Annotated in this window: 23 protein-coding genes and 1 pseudogene; 11 read left to right on the forward strand and 13 right to left on the reverse strand. The window is 34.8% G+C overall.

The features are described from left to right. Window positions 1-65: 65 nt before the first annotated feature. A complete protein-coding gene (gene pdxR, locus ACLIJJ_RS21565) occupies window positions 66-1487 on the forward strand; it encodes a MocR-like pyridoxine biosynthesis transcription factor PdxR (RefSeq protein ID WP_411411631.1) in 1422 nt (473 codons plus the stop codon). 90 nt (window positions 1488-1577) lie between these two features. Here pdxR and ACLIJJ_RS21570 read toward each other — a convergent pair whose 3' ends face one another. Next, window positions 1578-2216, reverse strand: a complete 639-nt coding sequence (locus ACLIJJ_RS21570; protein WP_237943713.1) for a YcnI family copper-binding membrane protein — start codon at window positions 2214-2216, stop codon at window positions 1578-1580. A 256-nt stretch (window positions 2217-2472) separates the two neighbouring features. Here ACLIJJ_RS21570 and ACLIJJ_RS21575 point away from each other — a divergent pair, with 256 nt between their 5' ends. From ACLIJJ_RS21575 to ACLIJJ_RS21585, 3 genes and pseudogenes are all read left to right on the forward strand, one after another. Further along, window positions 2473-3045, forward strand: coding sequence for a DeoR family transcriptional regulator (locus tag ACLIJJ_RS21575; RefSeq protein ID WP_237943711.1), 573 nt, complete (start codon window positions 2473-2475; stop codon window positions 3043-3045). Window positions 3046-3092: 47 nt separating this feature from the next. Further along, window positions 3093-4439, forward strand: a pseudogene (locus ACLIJJ_RS21580) (PepSY-associated TM helix domain-containing protein); the annotation flags it as partial. A gap of 26 nt (window positions 4440-4465) precedes the next feature. Continuing rightward, a complete protein-coding gene (locus ACLIJJ_RS21585) occupies window positions 4466-4936 on the forward strand; it encodes a FixH family protein (protein ID WP_237943709.1) in 471 nt (156 codons plus the stop codon). 89 nt (window positions 4937-5025) lie between these two features. Here the strand turns inward: ACLIJJ_RS21585 and ACLIJJ_RS21590 are convergent, their stop codons facing one another. Further along, window positions 5026-5385 (reverse strand): MerR family transcriptional regulator, encoded by a 360-nt coding sequence (locus ACLIJJ_RS21590; RefSeq protein WP_237943707.1) that lies wholly within the window; start codon window positions 5383-5385, stop codon window positions 5026-5028. A 135-nt stretch (window positions 5386-5520) separates the two neighbouring features. Between ACLIJJ_RS21590 and ACLIJJ_RS21595 the strand changes: the two genes are divergently transcribed. Next, the gene (locus tag ACLIJJ_RS21595) at window positions 5521-6363 is read left to right on the forward strand and encodes an SDR family NAD(P)-dependent oxidoreductase (RefSeq protein WP_411411632.1); all 843 of its coding nucleotides are present in this window, start codon (window positions 5521-5523) and stop codon (window positions 6361-6363) included. Between the two features lie 125 nt (window positions 6364-6488). Here the strand turns inward: ACLIJJ_RS21595 and ACLIJJ_RS21600 are convergent, their stop codons facing one another. Then, window positions 6489-8567: a methyl-accepting chemotaxis protein gene (locus ACLIJJ_RS21600; RefSeq protein ID WP_411411633.1), complete on the reverse strand. Its 2079-nt coding sequence runs from the start codon at window positions 8565-8567 to the stop codon at window positions 6489-6491. A 216-nt stretch (window positions 8568-8783) separates the two neighbouring features. On the opposite strand from ACLIJJ_RS21600, the gene ACLIJJ_RS21605 reads away from it, so the two are divergent. Further along, a complete protein-coding gene (locus ACLIJJ_RS21605) occupies window positions 8784-9146 on the forward strand; it encodes a hypothetical protein (RefSeq protein WP_233317234.1) in 363 nt (120 codons plus the stop codon). A 116-nt stretch (window positions 9147-9262) separates the two neighbouring features. Here the strand turns inward: ACLIJJ_RS21605 and ACLIJJ_RS21610 are convergent, their stop codons facing one another. Together ACLIJJ_RS21610 and ACLIJJ_RS21615 are read right to left on the reverse strand one after the other, a co-directional pair. Beyond that, the gene (locus tag ACLIJJ_RS21610) at window positions 9263-9703 is read right to left on the reverse strand and encodes a cell wall hydrolase (RefSeq protein ID WP_233317235.1); all 441 of its coding nucleotides are present in this window, start codon (window positions 9701-9703) and stop codon (window positions 9263-9265) included. 113 nt (window positions 9704-9816) lie between these two features. Next, window positions 9817-11172 (reverse strand): TrkH family potassium uptake protein, encoded by a 1356-nt coding sequence (locus ACLIJJ_RS21615; protein WP_411411634.1) that lies wholly within the window; start codon window positions 11170-11172, stop codon window positions 9817-9819. Window positions 11173-11450: 278 nt separating this feature from the next. Here ACLIJJ_RS21615 and ACLIJJ_RS21620 point away from each other — a divergent pair, with 278 nt between their 5' ends. Then, window positions 11451-11957: a CBO0543 family protein gene (locus ACLIJJ_RS21620; protein WP_411411635.1), complete on the forward strand. Its 507-nt coding sequence runs from the start codon at window positions 11451-11453 to the stop codon at window positions 11955-11957. A gap of 121 nt (window positions 11958-12078) precedes the next feature. On the opposite strand, the gene ACLIJJ_RS21625 is transcribed toward ACLIJJ_RS21620, so the two are convergent. The 7 genes from ACLIJJ_RS21625 to ACLIJJ_RS21655 all read right to left on the reverse strand — a co-directional run bounded on the left by ACLIJJ_RS21625 (window position 12079) and on the right by ACLIJJ_RS21655 (window position 19910). Further along, complete coding sequence (locus ACLIJJ_RS21625; RefSeq protein WP_251647876.1) at window positions 12079-12489, reverse strand: MerR family transcriptional regulator; 411 nt, start codon at window positions 12487-12489, stop codon at window positions 12079-12081. Between the two features lie 106 nt (window positions 12490-12595). Continuing rightward, window positions 12596-13774, reverse strand: a complete 1179-nt coding sequence (locus tag ACLIJJ_RS21630) for an MFS transporter (protein WP_411411636.1) — start codon at window positions 13772-13774, stop codon at window positions 12596-12598. 271 nt (window positions 13775-14045) lie between these two features. After that, window positions 14046-14906 carry an EamA family transporter gene (locus ACLIJJ_RS21635; protein WP_411411637.1) on the reverse strand — a complete coding sequence of 287 codons (861 nt, stop codon included), beginning with the start codon at window positions 14904-14906 and terminating at the stop codon, window positions 14046-14048. A gap of 282 nt (window positions 14907-15188) precedes the next feature. Next, complete coding sequence (locus ACLIJJ_RS21640) at window positions 15189-16208, reverse strand: hypothetical protein (RefSeq protein ID WP_411411638.1); 1020 nt, start codon at window positions 16206-16208, stop codon at window positions 15189-15191. A gap of 13 nt (window positions 16209-16221) precedes the next feature. After that, the gene (locus ACLIJJ_RS21645) at window positions 16222-16713 is read right to left on the reverse strand and encodes a hypothetical protein (protein ID WP_233317243.1); all 492 of its coding nucleotides are present in this window, start codon (window positions 16711-16713) and stop codon (window positions 16222-16224) included. A gap of 664 nt (window positions 16714-17377) precedes the next feature. Further along, window positions 17378-17707 (reverse strand): PadR family transcriptional regulator, encoded by a 330-nt coding sequence (locus tag ACLIJJ_RS21650; protein WP_233317244.1) that lies wholly within the window; start codon window positions 17705-17707, stop codon window positions 17378-17380. A gap of 1351 nt (window positions 17708-19058) precedes the next feature. Beyond that, window positions 19059-19910: a helix-turn-helix domain-containing protein gene (locus ACLIJJ_RS21655; RefSeq protein ID WP_411411639.1), complete on the reverse strand. Its 852-nt coding sequence runs from the start codon at window positions 19908-19910 to the stop codon at window positions 19059-19061. Between the two features lie 264 nt (window positions 19911-20174). Here ACLIJJ_RS21655 and ACLIJJ_RS21660 point away from each other — a divergent pair, with 264 nt between their 5' ends. Genes ACLIJJ_RS21660 through ACLIJJ_RS21670 form a run of 3 tightly spaced genes read left to right on the forward strand, consistent with a single transcriptional unit; the run spans window position 20175 to window position 23226 of the window. Next, window positions 20175-21335, forward strand: a complete 1161-nt coding sequence (locus ACLIJJ_RS21660; protein WP_411411640.1) for a Gfo/Idh/MocA family protein — start codon at window positions 20175-20177, stop codon at window positions 21333-21335. 27 nt (window positions 21336-21362) lie between these two features. Further along, the gene (locus tag ACLIJJ_RS21665; RefSeq protein WP_411411641.1) at window positions 21363-22100 is read left to right on the forward strand and encodes a ThuA domain-containing protein; all 738 of its coding nucleotides are present in this window, start codon (window positions 21363-21365) and stop codon (window positions 22098-22100) included. Window positions 22101-22134: 34 nt separating this feature from the next. Continuing rightward, the gene (locus ACLIJJ_RS21670; RefSeq protein WP_411411642.1) at window positions 22135-23226 is read left to right on the forward strand and encodes a Gfo/Idh/MocA family protein; all 1092 of its coding nucleotides are present in this window, start codon (window positions 22135-22137) and stop codon (window positions 23224-23226) included. Window positions 23227-23352: 126 nt separating this feature from the next. Here ACLIJJ_RS21670 and ACLIJJ_RS21675 read toward each other — a convergent pair whose 3' ends face one another. Beyond that, window positions 23353-24603: an MFS transporter gene (locus tag ACLIJJ_RS21675; protein ID WP_411411643.1), complete on the reverse strand. Its 1251-nt coding sequence runs from the start codon at window positions 24601-24603 to the stop codon at window positions 23353-23355. 101 nt (window positions 24604-24704) lie between these two features. Between ACLIJJ_RS21675 and ACLIJJ_RS21680 the strand changes: the two genes are divergently transcribed. Then, entirely contained in the window at window positions 24705-25517 is an 813-nt protein-coding gene (locus ACLIJJ_RS21680; RefSeq protein WP_411411644.1) for a MerR family transcriptional regulator, read from the forward strand. Window positions 25518-25602: the final 85 nt, after the last annotated feature.

Consider the following 25602-nt stretch of genomic DNA (forward strand, 5'->3'; position numbering starts at 1 on the left):
CTGGAACTATTAAAAGAGCCAGATATTAAAATTCTTCAGGTACCAGTTTGATGGAGGTCAAAACCATGTTAGAAATAACTCCCATTTTAGATACTCAAAGTGATGCACCCGTATATATACAACTTTATCGTTTTCTTAAAAATGAAATACAATCAGAAAATATTCCTCCTCATAGTAAATTGCCTTCTCAAAGGAAATTAGCAGTGCATTTAAACTTAAGCAGAAACACTGTTAATGCTGCGTATCAGCAGCTCCTCGCTGAGGGTTATATCAGAAGCGAAGAAAGAAAAGGTTTATTTGTTGAGGATATAAAGCATGAGCTGTTTTTAGACAAAAACGCACATGCTATCCATGATGAAATCTTGAATAACAATTGCAGTCAACAAGAAGAGCAATCTTCAAGAATTCTATATGATTTTAAATATGGAGAAATAGATTTAAAGCATTTTCCATTTAAATTATGGAGTCAATTAACGATGAAAAGCATATTTGCTGAACAAGGAAAGCTGTTACTATATGGCGACCCACAAGGTGATCTAGATCTTCGTAAGCAAATAGCAAGATATCTGTATGAATCTCGCGGAGTTAAATGCTCAGAGCATCAAATTATCATAGGAGCTGGAACACAATATCTGTTAAGTATGTTATGTAAAATCATTGGCAGAGAATACACATATGGGATTGAAGAGCCTGGTTATAATAGAGTCCGTATTGTTTTACAGGAATATGGCAAAGCAGTGCATCCGATTCCCCTTGATAGTTATGGAGTTGATATAAAGAAATTAACAGCAAGCGAGGTCAGAGCTGTCTTTGTCACACCTGCACATCAATTCCCTCTTGGAATTGTTATGCCAATCCAAAGACGATTAGAATTAATTAAATGGGCGAAGGATTCAGATGGCTATATAATAGAGGACGATTACGATAGTGAATTTCGATATGAAGGCAAGCCTATTCCTGCCCTTCAAAGCTTAGACAGTTATGAAAAAGTTATCTATATGGGGACTTTTGCTAAATCGCTGATTCCATCTTTGGATTTTAGTTATATGGTTCTTCCAAGACATCTATTAGCTACGTACCATGAGAAGTATATTGGTTATAAACAAACCGTTTCCAGACAGCATCAATATACATTAAAACTCTTTATGGAAAGCGAGTATTGGTCAAGACATCTGAATAAAGTTAGAAATGTCTATAAGAAAAGACATAATGCATTGCTAACATCTCTTAAAGCGAACATGTACAATCAAGTCAGAATTATGGGTTCAGGTGCCGGATTACATATAGTAATAGAGCCGCGTAATGATATGTCAGAGCAAGAGCTAATTGACACAGCTAAAAAGAATGGCGTGTTGGTGTATCCTGTTTCCTCCTTCTATGAACAATTACCAGATCAAAAATATCCTCGAGTTCTGCTTGGTTTTGCTGGTATGGATGAGAGTAAGATTCAAGAAGGCGTAATATTGCTTTCAAAGGCATGGTTCTAAGCAGCAAAAAATTAATAATGCATTATTTCTCTCCATAAATAGGAAGATAACAAAAAAAGCTGCCTACCCAGGCAGCTTACCTAATTTATGTTATTTTCGTCTCACAAAAGTCAAGATAATAGCAAGAACAGAAACGATTATGGCAATGATTGATAACACTGTGCTTGTAGAGCTATGCTCATGATCATCTTCTGCACTTGCCGTATCTTCATCAGCAGAATCAGCATCATGTGTATGTCCATGGCTATCTGTAGTTGCATCAGACTTAGCAATTTGTGTTACAGAATGAGGAAGTTCTGCATCCGCATCTCCAGTCCATTCTACTATGCTTCCATCTGCATAATATTGAAAGGCATCCCAAACAACTTCTCCTGCATCAGACGGGTTTTGTGCTGTAAAGCTGAATCGCTTATACTCACCTGGCTGAATAGCTGATTGATCATTCTCTGCTTCCCAAGTCACAGTAGTTACCTTATCACTATCATTGGTTTCGGTTGTTACTTTCCAACCATCTACTGGTTCGTACATTTTAAAATCCACATTATCGGCTATCTTAAGTGTTACCTTCGTTGTCGCAATGTCCTTCTCAACAGGTATTTTTACTGTATATGTTTCCCAAGCCTCTGTTGCAGACTCTGAAGGATTAACAGTTACATGTGCACTTGCTGGAAGTGCAATAAGAAAAACGGCAGCAAACGCTGATAAAAACGCAAAAAGCTTCTTCTTCATATGTATACACAACTCCTCTTTTAAAATGTTCCCATTTATACACTGTATAAATCTTAGTAACTAACAATCATAATCATAACAAATCTAACTATATCTTAAAATGCTCCTTTCCCTAACTTTGTGACTTTTTTGTGAACATTTGTTATTATTAACATCATTTTAACATTATTTATCATATTATCTCTTGTCAAATAACCAGTAAATAAATTACCCTGTTTCTAGGTTGAATTATTAGAAAGAATGGTGGAAGAAACCAATGTTACCAATAGAACGACAAAAACAGCTATTATCATGGCTAACGGAAGAAGAAACATTAAAGGTATCTGATATCAGCAGAAAATTAAATGTATCGGAAATGACGGTATATCGTGATATTAAACAACTTATTGACCAACAGAAAATTGTAAAGACATCGAACGGCATTTCCCTGACTAAAGAAACCATTACGCCCTCCAATCATTGTTCCTATTGCTATAAAGGAATTAATACAAGATTATCTGTGCAGTTAATAAAAACAAATCACCAGGTAGAACAAACATGTTGTATTCATTGTGGATTGCTTAGATATCAAGAAACTCAAGCAGAAATATCTCAAATCATATGTCGTGATTTTCTTCATGATACAACACTGAGTGCTAAAACTGGCTTCTTTCTGATTAATCCAGACCTTCATTCAAATTGCTGTCAACCACAGCTTCTTACTTTTAACTCAATGGATGAAGCCATTAAGTTTCAAACAGGATTTGGAGGAGACATCTATAACTTTGAGCAAGTATTTACAGCTTTGAACTCACACATGCAAAGCTCGAATTGCTGTCACCCAAAATAGGAGGAAAAGAATGGAGTCAATGAAAGCAGAGAAATCCGTGCAAAAGGGAAAAAACGAAACAAACAAAAGCCTCTTTATATAAAGCCGTATGGAGATGGCATTTTTATGCTGGGATAATCTTTGCACCGTTTCTCCTTATTCTTTCTGTCACTGGATCTATATATTTATTTAAACCACAGATTGAGCAAGTTTTATATAAAGATTATTACGAGGTTACGAAGCAAGAAGACAGAATGACCCCGTCAGAGCAAATTAACATCGTGAAAAGTGAATATCCCGGTGCAAATATAACAAGCTATCTGCCTGGGGATAGTGAAACACGTTCAAGTGAAGTGAATATAAACTACCAAGACGAGTCTTTAACACTATTTGTTAATCCTTATACAGGCAAAATTCTCGGTGAGTTGAATAGTGAAGACAGAATTATGGATAGGATAGAAGAATTTCATGGTGAATTAATGGCTGGCACTTTAGGTGATAGAATAGTAGAACTAGCTGCTTGTTGGGCAATTGTATTAATTGTCACTGGAATATATTTATGGTTTCCGCAACAAAAGAAAACAGGCTTTGCTGGAGTACTATTCCCGCGACTGCATAAAGGAAAGAAAATTTTCAGAAGAGATATACATGCCGTGCCTGCGTTTTGGATAACAGGCGGATTGTTATTTTTAATCTTAACAGGATTACCTTGGTCAGGGTTCTGGGGTACTTATTTCCAATCTTTAGTTACTAATACAGGAGATGGCTATCCTCCATCAGTTTGGGTAGGAAGTGCTCCAACATCATCAGTACAAACAAAAGATATTGCCGAAGTCCCTTGGGCTGCTGAAACGTTAGATGTGCCAAAATCAGACATACAAGGTTATACCCCTCTTTCTATTGATGATGTGGTCGATATTGCCAATCGAGAAGGAATGCACCCTAGCTATTCTGTTATTTTCCCTACAACCCAAGAAGGTGTTTACACATTTTCTGCCTTTCCGCCAAAAGCAAAAGATGAAGCGACCATTCATATTGACCAATATACCGGGGCGGTGTTAGCTGATTACCGTTATGATCATTACGGACCATTGGGTAAGTTGATTGCTATCGGTATTACCTTGCATAAAGGCACAGAATTTGGTTTGATTAACCAATTAATCAGCCTTCTAATATGTCTTGGTACCATTCTTGTAGCTATTACCGGTGTTTATATGTGGTGGAAACGTAAACCTAAACAAGAATTAGGAGCACCAAAGGCTCCAAGTATTAAAAAAATGAGATACCTTCTTTTCATACTGATTATATTAGGCATTGTGTTCCCTTTAGTGGGATTATCCCTTATTATTGTATGGGTTGTTGACTTATTGATTATCCAAAGAATTCCGGCCGTGAAAAAGGTATTAAATGCTTAATAAGATAATGAAAAGGTGGCTTATTCGTGAAGAAGTTTAGAAATAGCTTGGTAGTTGCTTTAACTTTACTCTTATTAAGTGCATGTTCACTTAAGGAAGATGCAGCTGCTTTATATAAAAAAGAAACACCCCTTGAAGCTCAATTAGAAATCCCCTCTTCTTTAAAAGCAAAAGAACCAGCTACCATTAAGGTGACACTTACTCAAAATGGTGAAAAAGTAGAACACGCAGACTATGTCCATTATGAGGTATGGAAGCAAGATGGCACTATCCAGAAAAATATGAGAGATGCTAAGAATGAAGGGAATGGAGTTTATAGTATAACGGTAAAAATCGACAGTGATGGTCTTTATTTTGTAAAGCTACATGCTAGTAATAACGATTCAATCATTATGCCGCAAAAGCAATTTATTGTCGGAGAGCTTTCGGACAGTGAACTAGAGTATTTACAAAAGGATGTCAAAGTACAAGAAGAAAGTCAGGAGCACCATCATTAATAGTAGACTTTGAAAAAGAGCGGAAAAGCTCTTTTTTTGTGCCAAAAAAGCCAGCTTATGTATGGACAAATTCTTTAGCATACAAACTCTTATGCTTTCTTCTTTAGCCATGTTCCTTCAGCTAATTTTTCATCAATAAAATCTAATACAGTCTGCAATTGAGCCATCTGTTGTTTTATTTTTTCTTTATGCTCGAGCATACCTGTTACCATTTCAGGAATCATTTTACTTGATTCCGTTATATCAAGATATAATTTTATCTCTTCTAAACTAAGATTTACTTTTTTCATACAGATGACCATTTGCAACCGTTCAATATCGGATGGTGAAAATGCACGATGTCCATTTGGTAGTCGTTTAATCTTAGGAAGCAAGCCTGCTTTTTCATAATATCTAATTGTATCAATGGTTAACCCAGTCAGTTTGCTTGCCTGCTTGATTGTATACACGACAATCGCCTCCTTCTTTTAGATGTAATTATAAAACATGAAGTCAACTCCAGGTCAAGCTATAATCTTTACTCTTGACCTGAAGTTAGCTCCATGTTTTATACTACAGTCATTCATTAATAGGAGGTTAAAAAAATGGTACAAACACAAAAAAGAACAGCTCTTGTTACTGGAGCAAACAGCGGAATAGGCTTGGAGCTGACGAAGAAATTAGTCGAGAATGGCTGGGAGGTAGCTGCTTTAATACGCTCTGAATTTCCAGAGGAAGAGCTGGAGCTCCAACAAAAAATCCGTCAACAGGATATCCGAATTTATACTGCCGATTTATCTGATTTTACGAAACTAAAATCTGCTTTAAGGCAAATAAAGGAGAACGAACCGAAGCTGGATGCTCTCTTCAATAATGCAGGAGGCAGTTTCCCAAATCTCCTCTTTTCTCCGCAAGGACGAGAATTGCATTATGAACTCCAGACAGTCGTTCCCTTCATTATCACGATGGAACTGCTTGACCTTTTGAAAAAGGGATCACCGGGTATCGTTATCCAGACTAGTTCAGAGGCATTTAAATTTAAAAGATCTTTCGTCCCGGAGGAATTGGCAAACCCGCCTAAATTTCAGAAGCTGATTGGTCCTTATGCAACGACTAAGCTGGCAATTACGTTGTGGACATATGCATTGGCACCAGAGCTGAAGCGAGAAGGCGTGACAATTATCAGCGTTGATCCGGGCAATAACAATACAATGCGTAAAGGCAGAAATGGCGGCTTGCCACTGATTATACAGCCGTTCATTCATTTGTTTGGTCCCCATCCTAGTATAGGAGCCAGCCATTTGTTTTCTGGGTTAAACAGATCCCCGGAAGAAGCTGGATTGTATATATCTAAAGGAAAGCCTGCTTCGTTCAAATTCAAACAGCACGGATCTCAAGTTTTACGACAAGTACAATCTGTATACGAAAAAGAATATTTGCCTCTATGAGTGAGTACTGCAGGCAGTCGAGACTTTCTAAGACAGCCTTTTAATTATCTATTATCGGCAATGTTAACTTACAAAAAAAACAGGTACGAATATAAAGCTTCGCACCTGTTTACATAATATTTTTATTAATTACTACTTCTTTTCTCTATTTTGAAAAAGTTTATTTTATGTTTCATTTCAGTGGTCATCTCACCTAAGCTTACAGCTGATGCACTGACCTCTTCAATTGAAGCAGACATCTCCTGAGCTGATGCTGAAATTTCCTCAGCTGATGCAGCTACATCTTCTGCAATCGTTCCAGTCTGATCCAATTCCTTCATTATTGTACTCTTATCATTCTGAATTTTGATGGACGATTCTTTAATTTCTTTTATTTTAGGAGATACTTCCTCTACTGCATGGATAATTCCTTCAAAAGAGTGAATAGTTGTATCTAACTGTTCTCTTTGTAATTGAAGTTCTTTGTTTACATCTTCTGCTGATTCAACCATTTGTGTAGTATCTTTAGACACACCATTAATAATAGAATCAATTTTTTCAGAAGACTCTCTGCTTTTTTCTGCCAAGTTTCTTATTTCATTCGCAACTACCGCAAAGCCTTTTCCAGAATCACCAACTCTAGCTGCTTCAATCGCCGCATTTAAAGCTAAAAGGTTCGTTTGCTCAGAAATGGAATTAATTATTTCTGTCATCTCGTTTACATTGCGGATGTTTAGTTCTACTGATTTCACTCGTTCTATCAATTCTTTAAACGTTTCATTCAGTGAGCCGAAAGCCTTAATCATCATATTCATTTCTTGACTGCTTTCATTAGCCATCATTAGTATGGAATTAGTGCTAGAATCAACATCATTAATGGATTGCGCCATAGAATCCAAGCTTGTTCCAAATTCATTCAGCCCTGAATTTACACTTTTTAGTCTCTGATGTTGCTCTGTTGCTCCTTCAGCTACAGTCGTTATAGCTGTCGCAACATTTTCTGAAGTGGCAGACATTTGCTGAGAAAAAGAAGACAGATTTTGAGCATGATCATCAATACTTAATGCATTAGCTTGAAAATTATTAATAACATCTGTTAAGTTATTCTGCATGTTGCAAAGAGATCTTCCAATATCGCCCAACTCATCTTTTCTAGCTAAATCTTTCTCTTCAAATTTGTTCACTAACCCACCATCAGCGACAACTTCTGCTATTTTGCTATATTTCCTAGCTGTTCTACCCATACGGTTTGAAAAAACAACTATCGCTAAAGTTACCAGCACGATGGAGACAAAACTAGATATAACGAATATTTTTAGCAAGTCATTTAAGCTGTTAAAGAGATGTGTTTCACTTACACTGATCCCTATCTTCCAGTTTGTATTAGGAATAGTCGAGAAGTAGAAATAGTACTTTTCATTATCAGCTGTATATTCTGTTTTGCCAGTTTCGTTCGCTAACATGTACTTAGAAGCAGCTGCAAGAGAATCATTTTGATCATCCAATATGCTTTCCTTTGTTAACCGCTTCTCATCTACACCACCGAGAAGTACCCCATCACTCTGTACCAATAAGGCCTTTCCTTCATAATCAATTTCTGCTTCTGTAATTAATTTTTGAATACTGCTAATATCCACATCTACTGTAACTACACCCATTAAGTTACCGTTTTGATTGTTAAATGGATATGCAGTTGTAACCATCGAAACATTAGTAGCAGGGTCAGTATATGCTGTCGTCCAGCCACCATCTGTTTGAGAACCAACTTTATACCACTCTGTCGACCAAATATCAACGTCTCCAGTAGTATATGAATCATCAAGGATAATCTTATCTCCATCCTTGTATGCATATGGTGCATATTTCTGCTTGCCTTTAACGGCATTCGGTTCAAACCAAACACACATACCAAATGATTCACTATACATAGGAACATAATTTTTCAACAAATCATCATAATCCTTTTCCTTTAATAAATCTGAATTTACTTCAACTGTTTTGGCAAGACTTTGCGCTAAACCATTCTCTTTTTCCAAAATAATGTTAATACCTTGAGCAGTTTCCTCAAGCTTTGTATTCATTGCATAGTCCAACTGTCGCTTAATAATTTGTTTGGAAAATGTATATCCAATGGACGAAATAACGACTAGCGCAACGATAATAATAGGAACAACAAACGAAATCAATGATGTTGCAATACTCTTCTTACGATGTTTGATTCTCATAATCTCTCCTGTTTACTTTAATTTTAGAGTGCTATATTGATACTATCGTCAAGGGATAAAGAATAATGAATACATTAACGAAAAAACCGCAATTTTCGACATATGTTTTTTTTGAGAGTATTACGTATCATAAGAGGTAAAAAAAGCAGGATTGTCGAAAGTAGTCGTTTTATGTATTATGATACCAGTAGTTATTTTTACACATTGGAGGAAAAAATGGGGAAGCTATATACCTTTGAGTTGGATGAAGAAAAAAGCACGTTATTTGTAAAAGTCGGCGGTTTCTTTAAAGAAGAAGATGCAAAAATATATTTAAGCGAGTTTCAAACCATCGTTAATACGATTAACCCTTCAAGGTATAAACTAATTATTGATGGACGCGGTCAAGAAAAAGTGGCTGGTCATGTGGTGGAAGATATCACATTCGTTTTAAAATTATATGCGATGGCTAATTTTAAAAAGATAATCATTATTAATCCTTCCACTCCAGCTTCAAGAATGCAGGTTGAAAATTGTGTAAAAGAAATTAACTTTCCTGGAATTTTTGTAGATTCTATTGATGAAGCGTACAGTATATAAGGTTAACGTTCATTGTTAATTGTAACGGGGTCAGTTACTGACCCCTATTTACATCCAAATTAAAAAAGCCGAAAATATGCAAAAATAAACTTGCATTTTTCCAGCTCCTTTTCATTTCATCCTCTATAAACACTTTCGCATGTTCCAGCCGCTGGTTCATAAAAACAATGTTCTTTAAATTGCCCCGTAAAAGGTTGGTTATACCAGGTTGGGGGACATGCACCACTTGGATTAAAGTACCATAAAGCAAATTTCGCTGGATGATCTCTCCAAAACTTCACCGTTTGCAGTGCTAATCTTCTTTCAGACTCTCTTGCTCTTTGATAAAACACATTGCCCTTTTGAACAGCTTCAAAAGAGTAATTTCCTCCTTGAACTTGAAAAATGACTTGTTGAACATTTCTTAAATCTTTAAAGTCTGTACAGTTGGCGACAACACGGTTTACAATGACATTTCCAACATAGAGCATGCCTTGATTTCCTTCACCCTCAGCTTCAGCTCTCATCATTCTTGCCATTAAGTCAATGTCTGAATCTCTGTACGCTATTCTGGCCATTTTTCCACCTCCAAAATATTGTATGAAAAAAAAGCCAGCTTATATGACATTGTTAATGAAATATTAACAGATAAATTTATTACTTCTTATACATTCTTAGAAATATAACATTATTATCCTATAATGATACGCTCTTTTGGATAGTGATACGGATGTTTAACTGATTTGCCTCCCATAGCGAATAGGAAGGTAAACATTCCGATCTTCCCGATAAACATTAATAGCATGATTACACACTTACCAGCAGCACTCAAATCTGGAGTAATTCCAAGCGAAAGGCCTACAGTGCCAAAAGCAGAGGAAACTTCGAATAAAATTTCCATTAAGGAAAACCTTGATTCGATGCATGTAAGAATGACAACTGCTACACTGCAAAGTATCATAGCTGTAGTGAATACAATGAACGACTTAATGATATCTTCCTCATCAATCTCTCTTTTAAATATTTTTATTGTTCTATTTTCGTTTGCATAATTGTATATCGTTAGCAGCATCACAGCTAACGTTGTGGTCCTTATCCCCCCGCCAGCACTGCTTGGAGATGCTCCTATAAACATAAATATACTCATTAACAAAATGGTAGGTAGCGATAGTTCGTTCACATTGCTGATCGCCATTCCGCCAGTTCTTGAAGATATGGAATAAAACAAAGCATGGAAAAAGGATTGATGCCAATTCTTATCTGCAAAGAAATGATTGTACTCAAACAAGTAGATGATAAAAAATCCAACAACAATCAGTATGAAAAAAGTTGCTGTTGTAATTTTTGTGAACAACGAGAATTGGAATGTGCTCTTCCCCTTATGTCTGACCCACTGACTTACCTCCATTAACACAGGAAATCCAAGGGATCCGATAATAAAAAGGACAATATTAAAGGTTAGCACAAAATAATCATCTGCGAATGGAATTAGTGACTTTCCAGTAATATCAAAACCAGCATTGGTTGTAGCAGCAACAGAAGCGAAGAAACCTTGCAAATAAGCCTCTTGCCATGTAGGGAAATACTTCAGAAAATATGTACCGATGGCAATAGCCCCTAATAGCTCAACCGTGACAAAGAAAAAGAAAATCAATCGTATAAGCCGAACGATTCCGGAAAAAGTCGGGCTGTTCTGTTCTGTAGTCATGAGTATTCTTGCTCTTAATCCGATCTTTTTTCCAGATACAAGCCATAGTATTGTACCGAATGCCATGACTCCAATACCACCAAACTGGAGGATGACCGAAAATATAAACGTACCGGGAACACTAAGCAGCTGGCTCACATCTACCGTAGCTAATCCTGTAACTGTTACCGCACTTATTGAAATGAAGAGCGCATCAATTAGTGCGAGCTCTGTATCCTGCTTTTGAGTTATAGGCAGCAGCAACAAAATGGTTGAAATCATCACAGCTACTATGTAATAAAAAACAATTATTTGAGCAGCAGATAGTCGTTTTGTTAAAATCTTTATTTTACTTTTCATTTTTCTCCAACTTCTTTATATTTTCTGACGAACTTATATACTTACATTTATTTTGTCCTTTATATTGGATAATAAACTGAAATACCACGTAAGCAATATAAAGAAAAAGTTAGTTGCTAATATTCCATACTCCCTTACCAACTGCAGCTCTGAAAAAGAAGTTTTTCTAATCGTGTTACAAGGGCTTTCTAAAGGATTTCCCTCTTAGCAGGAACAACGGATAATTTTCCATTAACAGTTAAAAATATATATATGACAACATGTACAAGGAGTTCCTTATGAAAAGCAATCATGTTTTTGACGATTTTGCTAAAAAACAACAACTGCTAGAAGATGAAAAATTACAAATGTGGTTTGATCATTCCCTTTTTACATTCCAATGGTGGTTCGGTGCTTTATTGCTTATCATTTTAATCGTAATATTTATTATATTTAGGAAGAGAAATAGCACAGACCGCCTACTTTACGTAGGAACTTTTACTGCCTTGCTATCCTCCTTACTTGATCTAGTTGGCAATTCTCTAGGTTTTTTTCATTATCATTATGAAGTCATACCATTTACAGATAATTATTTTCCTTGGAGTATTTCCATAATACCAGTTTCAATCATGTTCTTATTGCAAGTAAAACCTAATACAAGTCCCTATATTAAAGCACTTGCATTATCAATAATAGTATCTTTTGTCATCCTGCCATTTCTTAAGTTCATTTGGGATATATCACCCTGTTCATTGGAAAATGTATTATTCGGCTCCCGTAATATTTATTATTTATTTAATTGCTGATTATTTATCTAAAAAGGATAGATTTACGAAGTTGAATGAAGAGTAAAGGGAGTATGAACCTGAACATATAAGAAAAAGTCTGCCAATTCCAACATGGCAGACTTTATTCATTATATATAATTTACACTTCTGATTTTAAATTACTTTCGTGTTTAGAATTTTGATTAAATTCTTGCTCGAGGTTATCAAAATACTTTAACTTAACCTCTATTTTGTCAAAGGCTTTATCTAGTTGCCTTTGTTTTTCTTTTAGAACTGCAAATTGTTTTAATAATATAGACCGTCTTGAATCAAAATTATTTTCTCCATTTACTGTTAGGGTAATAATTTCTCTTAAATCACTTACTGGCATTCCAGTTACTTTTAAACAAACAATAAAATCTAACCATCCAAGGTCTTCTTCTCGAAAAACACGATAACCATTTTTATCTCTTTTTACGAATGGTAATAACCCTTCTTTTTCGTAAAAACGTATAGTATGAGTAGGTAATTTCATCTTTTTTGATACTTCTTTAATCGTATACTCTGCCATAATGAAACCTCACTTATGAGTGTTATATTCTGCTTCTGTAAACAGTATAAACTTTAAAGTAAACTTTAACGCAACCTAAAAAACCATATCTAGTAGTCATCATACATTAGATTTTTAGTAGTTTTTTTCTAATTGTAAGTCTTTTATCTACCAAATAACTAATATATGCAAGTATTAGACCTACAAATGATTGAAGAGCACCAATATAGAAAATATAAGCTAAACTAAATGAATCTATAATGATTCCCCCAAAGAAGGAAGCAAAAGAGATACTAATATTAAAAGCTGTATTAGTTAAAGTGGAAGCAAGGTTTGGAGCATCTGCTGCTAGAAGTACTAGCCGGGACTGGATAGTAGGTAGAAGCGCATATGCAATTAACCCCCAAATAAATGTGATAGGAATAACTAATACTTTATTTGAACTAACAACCCCATATAAAATCATTACTAATATAAGTAAAACGATATTTATATTAAGCCAAGGCATTAGCCTCCAATCTGACAGTTTTCCACCAATAATACTCCCAACAGTTGAACCTACTCCAAATATTAACAGTATCCATGAGATACTACTAGATTCAAAGTGAGTTAAGTTTGTTAAAATGGGTGTAATGTAAGTGAACGCTAAATACATTCCTCCAAATCCGAAAAAAGTAATGAACAATGCCAGAATTATTTGTGGATTGATTGAAGCAAGAATTTCTTTTTTTACATTAAATTCTGCTCGATCTTTACTGGAAGGTACAAACATTATAATTCCGAGAAATGAAATGATTCCTAGAATTGTAATAACCGCAAAGCTATATCTCCAGCTTAATTGTTGACCGATAAACGTCCCTATTGGAACTCCTAAAACGTTTGAACTTAAAAGGCCTGCAAAAATAAAACTAACTGCACGTCCGGATCGTTCTTTTGAAACTAAATTAGTTGCTAATAGTGCACAAGCACCCATATAGGTTCCATGTGTAAGCGAAGCGATGATACGAAATAAAATTAAAGATTCATAATTAGGCGCAAATGTCGAGCCAAGGTTTCCAATCATAGAAAAAAGAATCAATAAGAGAATTAATTTCTTTCGAGGCATTTTTAATGTAAGCAAGGTCATAATTGGACCACCTATAGCAACTCCTAGGGCATAAACAGAAACAAAGTGCCCCGCTTTAGAGATGGGTATATTTAAGTCCTGTGCAACATCAGGCAAAATACCCATTAACACAAATTCAGTCATACCAATAGCAAATGCTCCTATTGCTAAGATAAATATAGAAATTGGATAATTTCTCATTTGTATCAAGCCTACTTTCCAAAATATTTAAAGCACTTGGAAAGTAATTATACAGTTTGAAGTTTACTTTAAAGCAAGTACATGGTCGTTGCTTGTAAGAAAGAAGCAGCTATTTTATATAAGGGATGACTAACGATTGTTAATTCTTACACCTATAAGATAAATGTTAGTTAGAAACATTTAATTCAATTAAGTTAGAAGCCTTTAAAACATTATTAGACATAAAAAAACCCTTCCTTAAATGAAGGGACATAACAATTATGAAATAAACTCAGAATAAAAGAAAAATAGTTCCTATTGTGATAATAAAACATCCGAATATGGTATTCTTCGTCGGCTTCTCTTTTAATATAATGATACTTAAAATCATCGTGATCACCACACTAAATTTATCTATTGGTGTGACTATAGACACTTTCCCGATGGAAATAGCTGCAAAAAAACATAACCATGACAGCCCTGTTGCCATACCAGATAAGATTAAGAATATATAGCTTTTTCTAGTTATGGTTTTCATTTGAGTATGTGTACGTTGAAAGAATACAATCCCCCAAGCAAAAATAATAATTACGATGGTACGTATGAAAGTAGCTGTATTTGAATCTACATCTTCTATACCAATCTTCGCGAGAATCGCTGTTAGTGCGGCAAAGATTGCTGATAGGAAAGATAATAATATGTATGAGTTGGAATAGGACGTATTTGAATTTTTTTTGAGTCTTCCTATTAATATAAATGTACCTATTGTAATCAGAGTATTACCGATAACAACCATTGTTGTAACAGGCTCACCTAAAATAATAAATGAAAGGAGTATTGTCATTACTACACTAGATTTATCTATAGGCACTACTTTTGAAACATCCCCTATTTGTATTGCTTTAAAATAACAAAGCCATGATAGTCCAGTTGTTATTCCAGATAGTACAATAAAGATAAAGTCCTTCCAATTAATTAGAAAAATATTATCTAAGTTATTATTAACCACAACCATTAAGAAAGACATGATTAATACAACAATAGTTCTAATCGCTGTAGCCAAATTAGAATTTACATTTTTTATTCCTATTTTTGCTAGAATCCCCGTTAATGCAGCAAATACTGCTGCTAATAATGCCAATATAATACTCATGCTATCATCTCTTTATCTATTTATTTGGAACAATGGATACTCATTGATATTAATCGGTAAACCTACATCTTGTATCGTACATTTTTATAGATATATGTGCAAATTTAAGAAAAGAACAAAACTAACAATAACAACAACCAAAGGCCTTTTCTAACAATCCCTTTCCGTTTTTTATTTAACTAACATTCTCGTTTGGCTCAACAGAGGTTAAATAAAAAAGAGCATTAATCCTATTAGATTAATGCTGCCATTTTTAGAAAAAGTAATCCAGATAGTAACCAATTAATCAACAACTTCTATAGTGAATTTATATGCGGTTTCGATCGGAAAATAATTATCTTCATTTTTTCTATTTTCTGGATTAGGTATTATAAAGGCAACAAATTCATATAACCCTGCTTTATCTGGTGCAGTGATATAATATGTCCCATATTCTGGATTTATGGAATTTTTATCTAATAATAAATAGGAGTGACCATTCATTTTAATTTGTTTCCAATCCAGCATAGATAAAATCAAATAATTTTCTACTTCCTCAGGTATAGATTGAGTTAAATTTGCAAAATATGCTAGTTCTATTCTCTCTTCTTTTTTTACCTTTATTGAATATGGTGGGAATAAAGCTTCGTCCATATTTCCAATATTATTATTAATTACTAACCCTTCAAAAGATATATCATCAAGTGTTTTACTTATTGTCGAATCTTGATTTTTTAAAGATATTGTTCCATTATCTTCATAAAAAATTTCATAATCTAAAGTCATCCCGAAAAAATTTGTCATTAATTTTTGGATTTTAGTATGTTCATTTGGAGAAGCATATATACCAACTGTAAGTTTATGTGATTTATTATCTTTTAATATATCTCCATTTAACTCAAAGGGTAATGTAATGGTATTTCCGGCCTCTAATTCAAATATATATGATGAATCAAACTTATTTTCATCCAAAGGTTTAAATTTAATTTCTTCATAATCATAGAAAATTTTAAGGATAAATTGTTCGTCTCTTAAGTTATTTGAAAACGAAACTTCTAAAATATCTTGTGGTGTATCCATTGAAATTCTTCCATTAACATTATCTATACTTTGATTGGCATTACTGTTCATAGGAATATCAACACCAAGAGAATAACCTTTCCCTAAATCTAAAACGTCTTGCGGTGTATCAGAAATCATTTCAGAAGATTGCTCAGTGGGCTTTATACTTTGTTTATTAATATAATAAGAAGAAAAGAAGAAAATAGTAATTACTAGCAAACAAAAAACTATTTTCTTCCCTTTTGAAAATTTCTCCATCATTTTAACGACTAGCTCAATAAGTTAAACTAGTATTAGCAGTAGAAAACCAGCTTGAAGAACTAGTAATTTTCATTTGATGATATCCAGTAAATTTTGCTTTAGTAGTATTAGCTATTAGTTGCCCACTATTTGCTATAGAAGTATTGTTTAACGTTTTCCATCCAGATGAAGAAGTACTAGTTCCATTATTATTACTATCTACTTTTGCTCTAATTGAATACACATTTTGACTTGTACTAGTTTTTGCTGTTGCACGAGGCTTTAAAAGAGGTGGCTTGGAACCTGTTAAGTTTCCTTTAATTGTTACTGTGGCTCTACTTACATTATCACTAAAAATAACTGTAGATTCATCACTTAATACAATATCTTTTTCTATTATTCTTGATTCAGCTGTCACTTCTGGTTCAGCTGCATGTCCTACAACTGGTAAAAATCCGCCCGTTAGAATACCTGCCGATAAAGCAACCGCACCAAATTTATTCAACAGATTTCTTTTTTTATTCATTGTTTTCCTCTCCTTTATAACGTATTAGTTCTTTCTGCATGATACAAATGGTGAATAATTAAAGCTATCGTTTTACTATTTCTCTTAAGATATAGTTAATTAATTGCTTGAACCATTTATCGCAGTAAAATCACATTCCCCCTTCACCAATCTCAATAAGTACTAAGGTACTTCATGAACACACATTGCTTATACCAATTAAAGGAACATTACTCAGCAACTAACGAAGGGATAGTTCTAACCCTTTATTAATGAAGTAATACTTATAACATTTTGAATTAATTTTGATCCATTTGTTTATTTTCCTTAGTTTCCTTATTAAAAGCTGTGTTCAATTCCTATTCCTTTTAATTGGTATATTCTCAAAATACTATCGAAATAATGGAGGTTCAATATTTTGTTTATAAAGTAGTATCTTATGTATATTATGGTTTAAAGCATAGTACTCTCTATGGGGTAATAGAAATTACTTAACATAAATAGGATTATAATAAAAAAAAGGCATAGCTCGGTACATTACCGGTTCCATGCCTACACATTACTTAATACACTTTTAAAACCAACATTATTTCCAAGCATAATATAGTATATACAGTGTTAATCCTTTAAAATTTCACATATCTACTCTTTGTTTTTTCATTTTCATTCATATACTCCAAAAAAATTAATCTTGTTTATATTTATCATTCTCTTCAATAAAGCAGTTAATTATTAGAAAAAATTCATTCCATTCATATTTCAATGTTTCTAGTTTATTAATCCCATCCTTTGTAATACTATAATATTTTCTAAATGGCCCTTCTTTAGACTCCTTATTATATGTGGTTAGGTTTTTTTCTCTAACTAATCTTCTTAATATCGGATAAACAGTACCTTCAGAAATGATTATTTTAGTAGATATTTTTTTTACTAGTGAATACCCGTATTCATCCTCTTTATCTATTATTAACAAGACTATTAAATCAAGTACACCTTTTTTAAACTGAGCGTTCATTATTTATCACCAGCATCTGTTGTTTAATTTAACGCTAATAAGCATTAAAGGGTACTGTATATACTACTTTTTAGAAATACTTTTCTACCTCTATATATTTATAAGAAAGTAAAATTAGATTCCTTTTAGAAATTATATTTTAAAAATTGTCATAGCCATCCCTTCTCTCTTTTTAGTTATTTTTACTAGCATAATTATCTAATATAGCGTAATAATTAGATATAGTATTTTTATATCAAGGAAACTATTCAAATTTTGCTTTCTACTTCCAATGGGCGTAAAGTTTTAACTTCTTAATCAGTATGTTTCATTACTTCTCTCCATCTTATTTATTAAAAAAACAGCATCCAAAGGATGCTGTTGAACATTGTCATTTTTAATTATCAGAACCTTGGTATTGGGTCTGATGCCGTTAGCCTTCCCAACTTTGCTTATTACCTATCTTAGATATGTTGCCTTTATTTATATTTCCTATCATTTTTCAATCTTCCACGAATATCTAAGATTAATACTATAAGATAAAGCAACCCAAAAACTTATCTAAAATTATTAAAAAAACACTGTTGAGAATAGAAGAATCTTCGTCCTTGAAAAGCGATATTACGGAAAGTGTAACAACAACTACAAAAACAATTTGCAAAATATTAAAAATTTTGTATATTTACTGCTGTTATTTTTATATCGCTCAATTAGCGATTGTCTTTTTGACCATAAACTGGTCATTATTGATTCACAGCTCCTTTGAATATCCAGTTCTTAATAGTATATTTCTTTCCATGCTTAATACTGAATGCTTTAAAGGCATTTGTAACTACCTTAACCATACTCGTTGTAACACCAACATAATTAGAAAACCACATATATTATAAAACCGCGACCATATTACCTGTAACCTTAAGTTCTGAATTGTAGTTAGCGACACTTTAGAAAGATATATTTCCACTTACTAAAGTAAGGATTCTAAATTATTTAGACTGTTTGATTTCGGGATTATTATCACCTCTTTATGCGTTTACTTGAACAGTTACTTAATAAGTCACGTGGTTGTTCAATAAAAAGGTAACATAATTTTCTAACTCATTTTTTGAACATTCTGTTAACCAGCTAAAAAGTTCGATATTACTATCTATTAATTGATGTAAATTAACCAAAATCCATGACAACTTTGTGTAATAAGAGGTGTGGTAATCGCTCTTTCTTTACAAGCATGCCGAAAAGAGAAAGGAAAACAGGTAATAAAACCTTATCCTTTCTCTGGATTTTTTTATGGAATTAAGTAAGTCACCAAAGATAATAAAACTTTAAACACTCAGTATAAAAATGTCTAAACATCTATTTTGCTTTGAGTAACTCATATTCTGCCATATAAGTCAGTCTCGGTATCTTTATCATCAGCAGTTTTTATGTTGTGGACAGGATGCAAACCAAGAAAAAGTGATGGAAGTGTACTTCGGTATTCTTTTGGTGTACATAATACTTTTTTGATAAAGTTACGATTAAATGAGCGGATGTTTTCATATCCACAAAGATAAGCAATCTCCGTGATGTTTTTTTCTGTTGTTCTGAGCAGATGACAAGCATAGTTAACCCGAGTATCATTTAAAAACTCTGTGAACGATGTTTTGACACGGGCATTAAAATATTTCGATAAATAATTATAGCTATATCCAAGTGTGCCAGCTAAACTCTGTAAAGTAATCGGTTCTGTAAAATGTTCTTGTATGTATGTTAACAAGGTATGAAGCAATGCTGAGTCTTTTTTTTCTGTTTTAATGAGGCTTGTTTGGGCCATTAGCTCGGATAATAACAAATAAAGACTAGCTTTTTGTTCTAACAAGTTGAGGTCATCTTTAAAGAGTGTTTTTGATAGAAGTATTTTTGCCTGGACAGATAGGTCGAAAATGGGATTTTCAAGGGAACGATTTTCGATCATCTTTTGAAAGGTCGGTACATAATCAGGAGAAAAAATACAAATTTTAGCCCTTGATTGAGATACTGTCGAAATGGAGTGAATTTCGTTCGGTAATATTAGTAAATATTGTCCAGTGTGTAAATGAAAACTTCTTTCTTCAATCATCACTTCCATTTCGCCACCAACAACAAAGATTAATTCAAAACAACGATGGAGATGGCTTGGAAAGTTTAAATTGCTGGAGTCATAGTTTGAAATGAAATCAAAATGGTGGGATTCATATAATAACATTGAGGTTCACCTTTTCCCAATAGGATAATTTTTGTCTAGGATTATATAAGTTTTATCTTGTTGTGTCAAACGAAAAAATGATACATTTACCAATATTAGACACACAGACATAGGCTTTGATCTATCTCTTGCGGGCATGCTCCCCTTTTTACTATTGTTACATTTGGTATCATCACTTTTCTTAATACTCTTTAAAATGGGAAAGGTTTGTTTATCCTTCTATTTCTGTCCTTGTCTTTACATCTATCAAAAAAGGAGATTACTATGGAGAAACTCAGAATTGGAATGGTCGGCTATAAATTTATGGGCAAGGCGCACAGTCATGCATACCGAGATCTTCCCATGTTCTTCCCGAACATTGTTCATCCTGAAATGAAGGTCATTTGCGGCCGGGATGAAAGCGGTGTTTCAGCTGCCGCCAAACAATTTGGCTGGGAGGAGTATGCAACCGACTGGAAGACTTTATTGGAAAGAGACGATATTGATTTAGTCGATATCAATGCCCCAAGTGATGCACATAAAGAAATCGCATTGGCTGCAGCAAAGGCAGGCAAGCATGTTTTTTGCGAAAAACCGTTAGCGCTTACATTAAAGGACTCTAGAGAAATGCTTGAAGTAGTTGAGGCTTGTGGGGTTAAACATATGGTTGGATTTAACTATCGCTTCGCTCCTGCTGTTATACTGGCAAAAAAGCTTTTAGATGAAGGAAAATTAGGTGAAATTTATCATTTCAGAGCTTGTTTTTTACAGGACTGGCTTGTTGATCCTAACTTTCCCCTTGCCTGGAGACTGCAGAAAGAAATTGCCGGTTCAGGATCACATGGAGACCTTGGCGCTCATCTGATTGATTTGGCTCATTACCTAATTGGCGATATAGAAGAGGTAATTGGGATGAGCAAAACCTTTATTAAAGAGCGGCCAATTCCTGCCCAAATGTCCGGTTTAACTGCAAAAGGCAGCAATAGCGAGGAAAAAGCAGCTGTTACGGTGGATGACGCTACCTTATTTCTAGCTCGTTTCGCCAATGGAGCATTAGGAAGCTTTGAAGCGACACGTTTTGCTGCAGGCCATCGCTGTACGAATTCGTTTGAACTCAATGGAAGTAAAGGCAGTGTTATTTTCGACTTTGAGCGGATGAATGAGCTGCAGGTTTATTTTACTGATGATGATGAAGATGTACAGGGTTTCCGCCGCGTCTTAGCAACTGATCCAAGTCATGCTTTCGCTGAAAATTGGTGGCCGCCGGGACATACAATTGGCTATGAACACACGTTTATTCACGAAGTAGTAGAACTAATGGAAGCGTTCCGTGAGAATCGTCAGCCTGTCCCAAACTTCCGTGACGGCGTCAAGTGCCAGCAAGTTTTGGAAGCGGTTGATTTATCGATTGAGAAACGCCAATGGATTCGAATTTCCGATGTTTAAAATACTGTTGAAGGTGTGTGGTTGAAAATGAATAAAAAGGCTTTGATTGTTTGGGGCGGGTGGGATGGCCATCAGCCTGAACAAGTTGCAGACATTTTTAAAGGAATCCTCGAAGAAGAAAATTTCCAAGTAGAAGTCTCCAATTCACTAGACTCTTATGCAGACAAGGAAAAGTTACAGTCATTAGACTTGATTGTTCCTCATTGGACAATGGGAGAAATCGAAAGAAAGTATGTCTTAAATATCTCTGAAGCAGTGGCTGCAGGTGTCGGCATAGCTGGATGCCATGGTGGAATGTGTGACTCTTTCCGAAATAATGTTGACTGGCAGTTTATGACGGGTGGAAATTGGGTCGCTCATCCTGGTAATGATGGCGTGGAATACACTGTAAACATTAAGCATTCGTCTAGCCCGCTGTTAAAGGATATTTCTGATTTTAAAGTCGCTAGTGAGCAATATTACCTTCATTATGATCCAGCTGTAGAAGTGTTAGCAACTACCCGCTTTCCAGTGTTTCACGGCCCTCATTCAGCCAACAAAGCAGTAGATATGCCTGTTGTCTGGACAAAACGCTGGGGCCACGGAAATGTATTTTATAATTCGTTAGGTCATCAGGCCAATATTGTTGCAATGCCGGAAGTCTCACTTATTATGCGCCGAGGATTTTTATGGGCCGCTGCTGGAAAGGCACTGGCCCATAAAGTAGATGAAGCTTCGTCTTTCGGAAATGTGCGTACCTATACTGGTATGGGAGACAGTCAATAAAAAAGCCTTTAGACTAAAATCTAGGAGGACCCTTATGAAAAAACTTAAAGTTGGCATCATTGGATGTGGAAATATTAGTTCTATTTATATGGAAAACTGTCCGAAATTCCCTCATCTCGAACTTGTCGCCTGTGCCGATTTAGATATACAGCGGGCCCATTCTCAAGCTGAAAAATTTAATATTCCCAAAGCCTGTTCTGTGATGGAACTGCTGAATGAGCCGGAGATTGACCTTGTGATCAATTTAACCATTCCAAAAGCACATGCCTCTGTCTGTATTCAAGCACTTAAAGCAGGCAAGCATGTTTATACGGAAAAACCGCTGGCAGTTACACGCGATGAAGGCAAACAAATTTTAGAAACAGCAAAAGAAAGAAATCTGCTTGTTGGCAGTGCGCCTGATACCTTTTTAGGTGCAGGAATTCAAACAGCCATCCATTTAATAGAGCAAGGTGAAATTGGTGTGCCTATCGGTGCATCTGCGTTTATGATTTGCCGCGGTCATGAACATTGGCATCCAGACCCAGCCTTCTATTATGACGTCGGCGGTGGACCAATGTTTGATATGGGACCATACTACTTAACAGCCTTGGTTGCCTTATTAGGACCAATTAAGCGAATTTCCGGCTTCACCCGGATCAGCTATCCTGAAAGAACAGTACTGAGCGAACCAAAAGCAGGTACTACGATCGACGTAAAGATTCCCACCCATATCTCAGGTGTTATTGATTTTGCTTCAGGGGTGATTGGAAATATCACCACAAGCTTCGATGCATTTGGCGGTACATCTCTTCCACCTATTGAAATATACGGCAGCGAAGGAACATTACTAGTTCCTGATCCAAACACATTTGGTGGACCTGTTAAGATTAGAAAACGTGACGAAATTGAATTTAAAGAGGTGCCTTTAGAATACGGTCACGCTCAAAACAGCAGAGGACTTGGCGTGGCAGATATGGCCCAAGCGATTATGGATGGTGGTCACTACCGGGCCAATGGCAAGTTAGCGTATCATGTGTTAGAAGCAATGCATGGCTTCCACGATTCCTCTGATAGCGGCAGACATTATATGATGGAAAGTACATGTAATCGTCCCGAACCAGTCGCGATGAAAATACAGAAGTAATGAAGGTTACTTAGAATATATATTTACTAAGGCTACCCTTTTAAGGGCAGCCTTTTTTGTGTAATTAAATTGCTCTTGCAAAAGGTCGAAAGGCAATATCAAAAAGGTATAATCCCCTTCTTTAGCTTAGTTAGAATATTTTCCATTCCCCTTTTTGTATCTAATTGGTTTCGTTCTTAATTCAACCTTCTCTAATTGAAGTCGACTTGTCAAAATAATACAGGAAAGTGTTAAAATAGCTGATAAAACATAAGCACCAAATAAATCTACTTTAAGCACAATAAATCCTGAGCTAGCACTGCCTAAAAGCATACCTGCCATCATGAGTGGCATAATAATCCCGTTTGTTCTGCCAATATAATCAGAAGCAACTTCTTTCATCATCATGGTACTAAATATTACTTGAAAAAAAGCAGCAGACAGTCCTGATAATATCCGCGCAGCTGCAGTTAATAGTGGCCAAAATGACAAGATTTCAATAATGGTAATAAGAGAAAGAACTACTATCGTTGTTGTTAAGACATATTTACTATATTTCTCAACAAACGACGATAGTGTTACCGCAAGTCCGCCCCCAAGCAACATCCCGATTCCTTCTGCAGCAGCAAACCACTGAACACTTTCTTTAGGTAATCCTAACCTTTCCATTATCACGAACACATCTAATGGTTGGGTAATTCCAAAAGAAAGGCCAACAATTAAAAATAAGCAAGCAATATATTTTAAATTGTTATGCTTAAATACGTAAACAAGGCCCTCTTTTACGTCTATTAATGCTGATTTTGTTTCCTGTTTTGATTTATTTTTCTCTGTTTTCGGTAAAAACAATTGTAGTCCAGATGCTAAGGTGAAAATGGCAAACAATACCCAAATGGATGTTTCTAACCCTAATTGTGTATATATAAATGTTCCCAGCACCGGACCTAAAATAGTAAATATCGCCATTAAACTTTGGCTGATCCCTATAGCACTACCCACCAAATTCACTGGAATATGTTTTTTGTAAATGACTGCCGAAGATGGTTGTGAAAACTGACTAATAATTGCAGATATTACTGTCGCTGCAAAAACAGATTGCCAAACTCCATTAGATATTAGTATCAATATTAACAGCATGGAAAGAGCACTTAAAGCATCTCCATAGACTACAGTCTTTTTGGGGTTCCACCTATCAGCATATGTTCCGCCAATTAAAGAAAAGATAAATATTGGTAAATATTCTAATGTTGTTAACAAAGAGACAGCTGTAGGATTATTATTCGTTCTTTCCATAATATAAAAAAGCAAAGCCATATTACGGGTCCAAATTCCAATTTGTTGTAATAGGTCTGCCCCCTGTACTATTAGAAATACTCTATTCTTAAGAAGTTCCTTCATTTATTTAACACCAATCCTTTTTATTTAAAAATGAAATTCACTTGACTGAGTGTTATTATAAAGTGTGGAGTAACTCCATAGTAAAGAGAGGATTCATAAAGATGAAAAATAATCACATCAAAACATTTTCAACGGGAGAATTTGCCAATTTATTTGGTGTTAAAAAAGATACATTGCTGTATTACAATAAAATCAACTTATTTAATCCAGCAGGTATACACTCAAATGGCTATCGTTATTACACATTGCCGCAATTAGATACCTTTAGCGCGATCCAATCACTTCGTTCCGTTAACTTTCCAATAAATGATTTAAAATCTTATTTCGATTCCCCTTCCGTTCCTAAATTAAAGGAACTTGCTTCGAGACAAGTTGAAAATATTGAAAACGAAATTAATAAACTAAAGGAGAATCAATTATTTCTTTCTCGTTTAATTGAAGTAACAAATGAGTTGAAGAATGTAATTATTGGGGAGTTGATACTAAAAGAGCTTCCAGCAGAATCTGTTCTTTTCAGTACATCGAAAAATATTGATTGGGAAGCCTCTGTGGAAGATTTATCACATATTTATGATGAGTTTTTAAAAGAAGTAGGCGTCAATGGAGCAGCAGCATTTGGTTCCGTTCTTAATAAGAAAAATCTATTAAGTGAAAACTATCTACAAGCTGATTGTTTATTTTGTCGGATGGAAGGACCAGGAACTACTCAGAAACCTGCTGGCTTGTATGCTATCTATTATTATCAAGGATCATATGATAATATAAAAATCGCTTATTCTTACTTGTTAAAAGAAATAGCGTTCCGGAAATTAACTATAGATGGGGATGCATATGAAGAGTATCTACTTCATTCTTTGGTTTCAAAACAGGAAGAAGAAAATATTACTAAAATAAGTATTAAAGTGAAACTTTAGGAAACAAAGACAACTTATGGACACCCATGCAATTGGTTTTTTCGACTATCAAAATGGAAGATTGGAGCTTAAGATTCAAGAATGA

The organism is Niallia laureatilytica (genome assembly GCF_046613985.1).
Classification (GTDB): domain Bacteria; phylum Bacillota; class Bacilli; order Bacillales; family Cytobacillaceae; genus Niallia.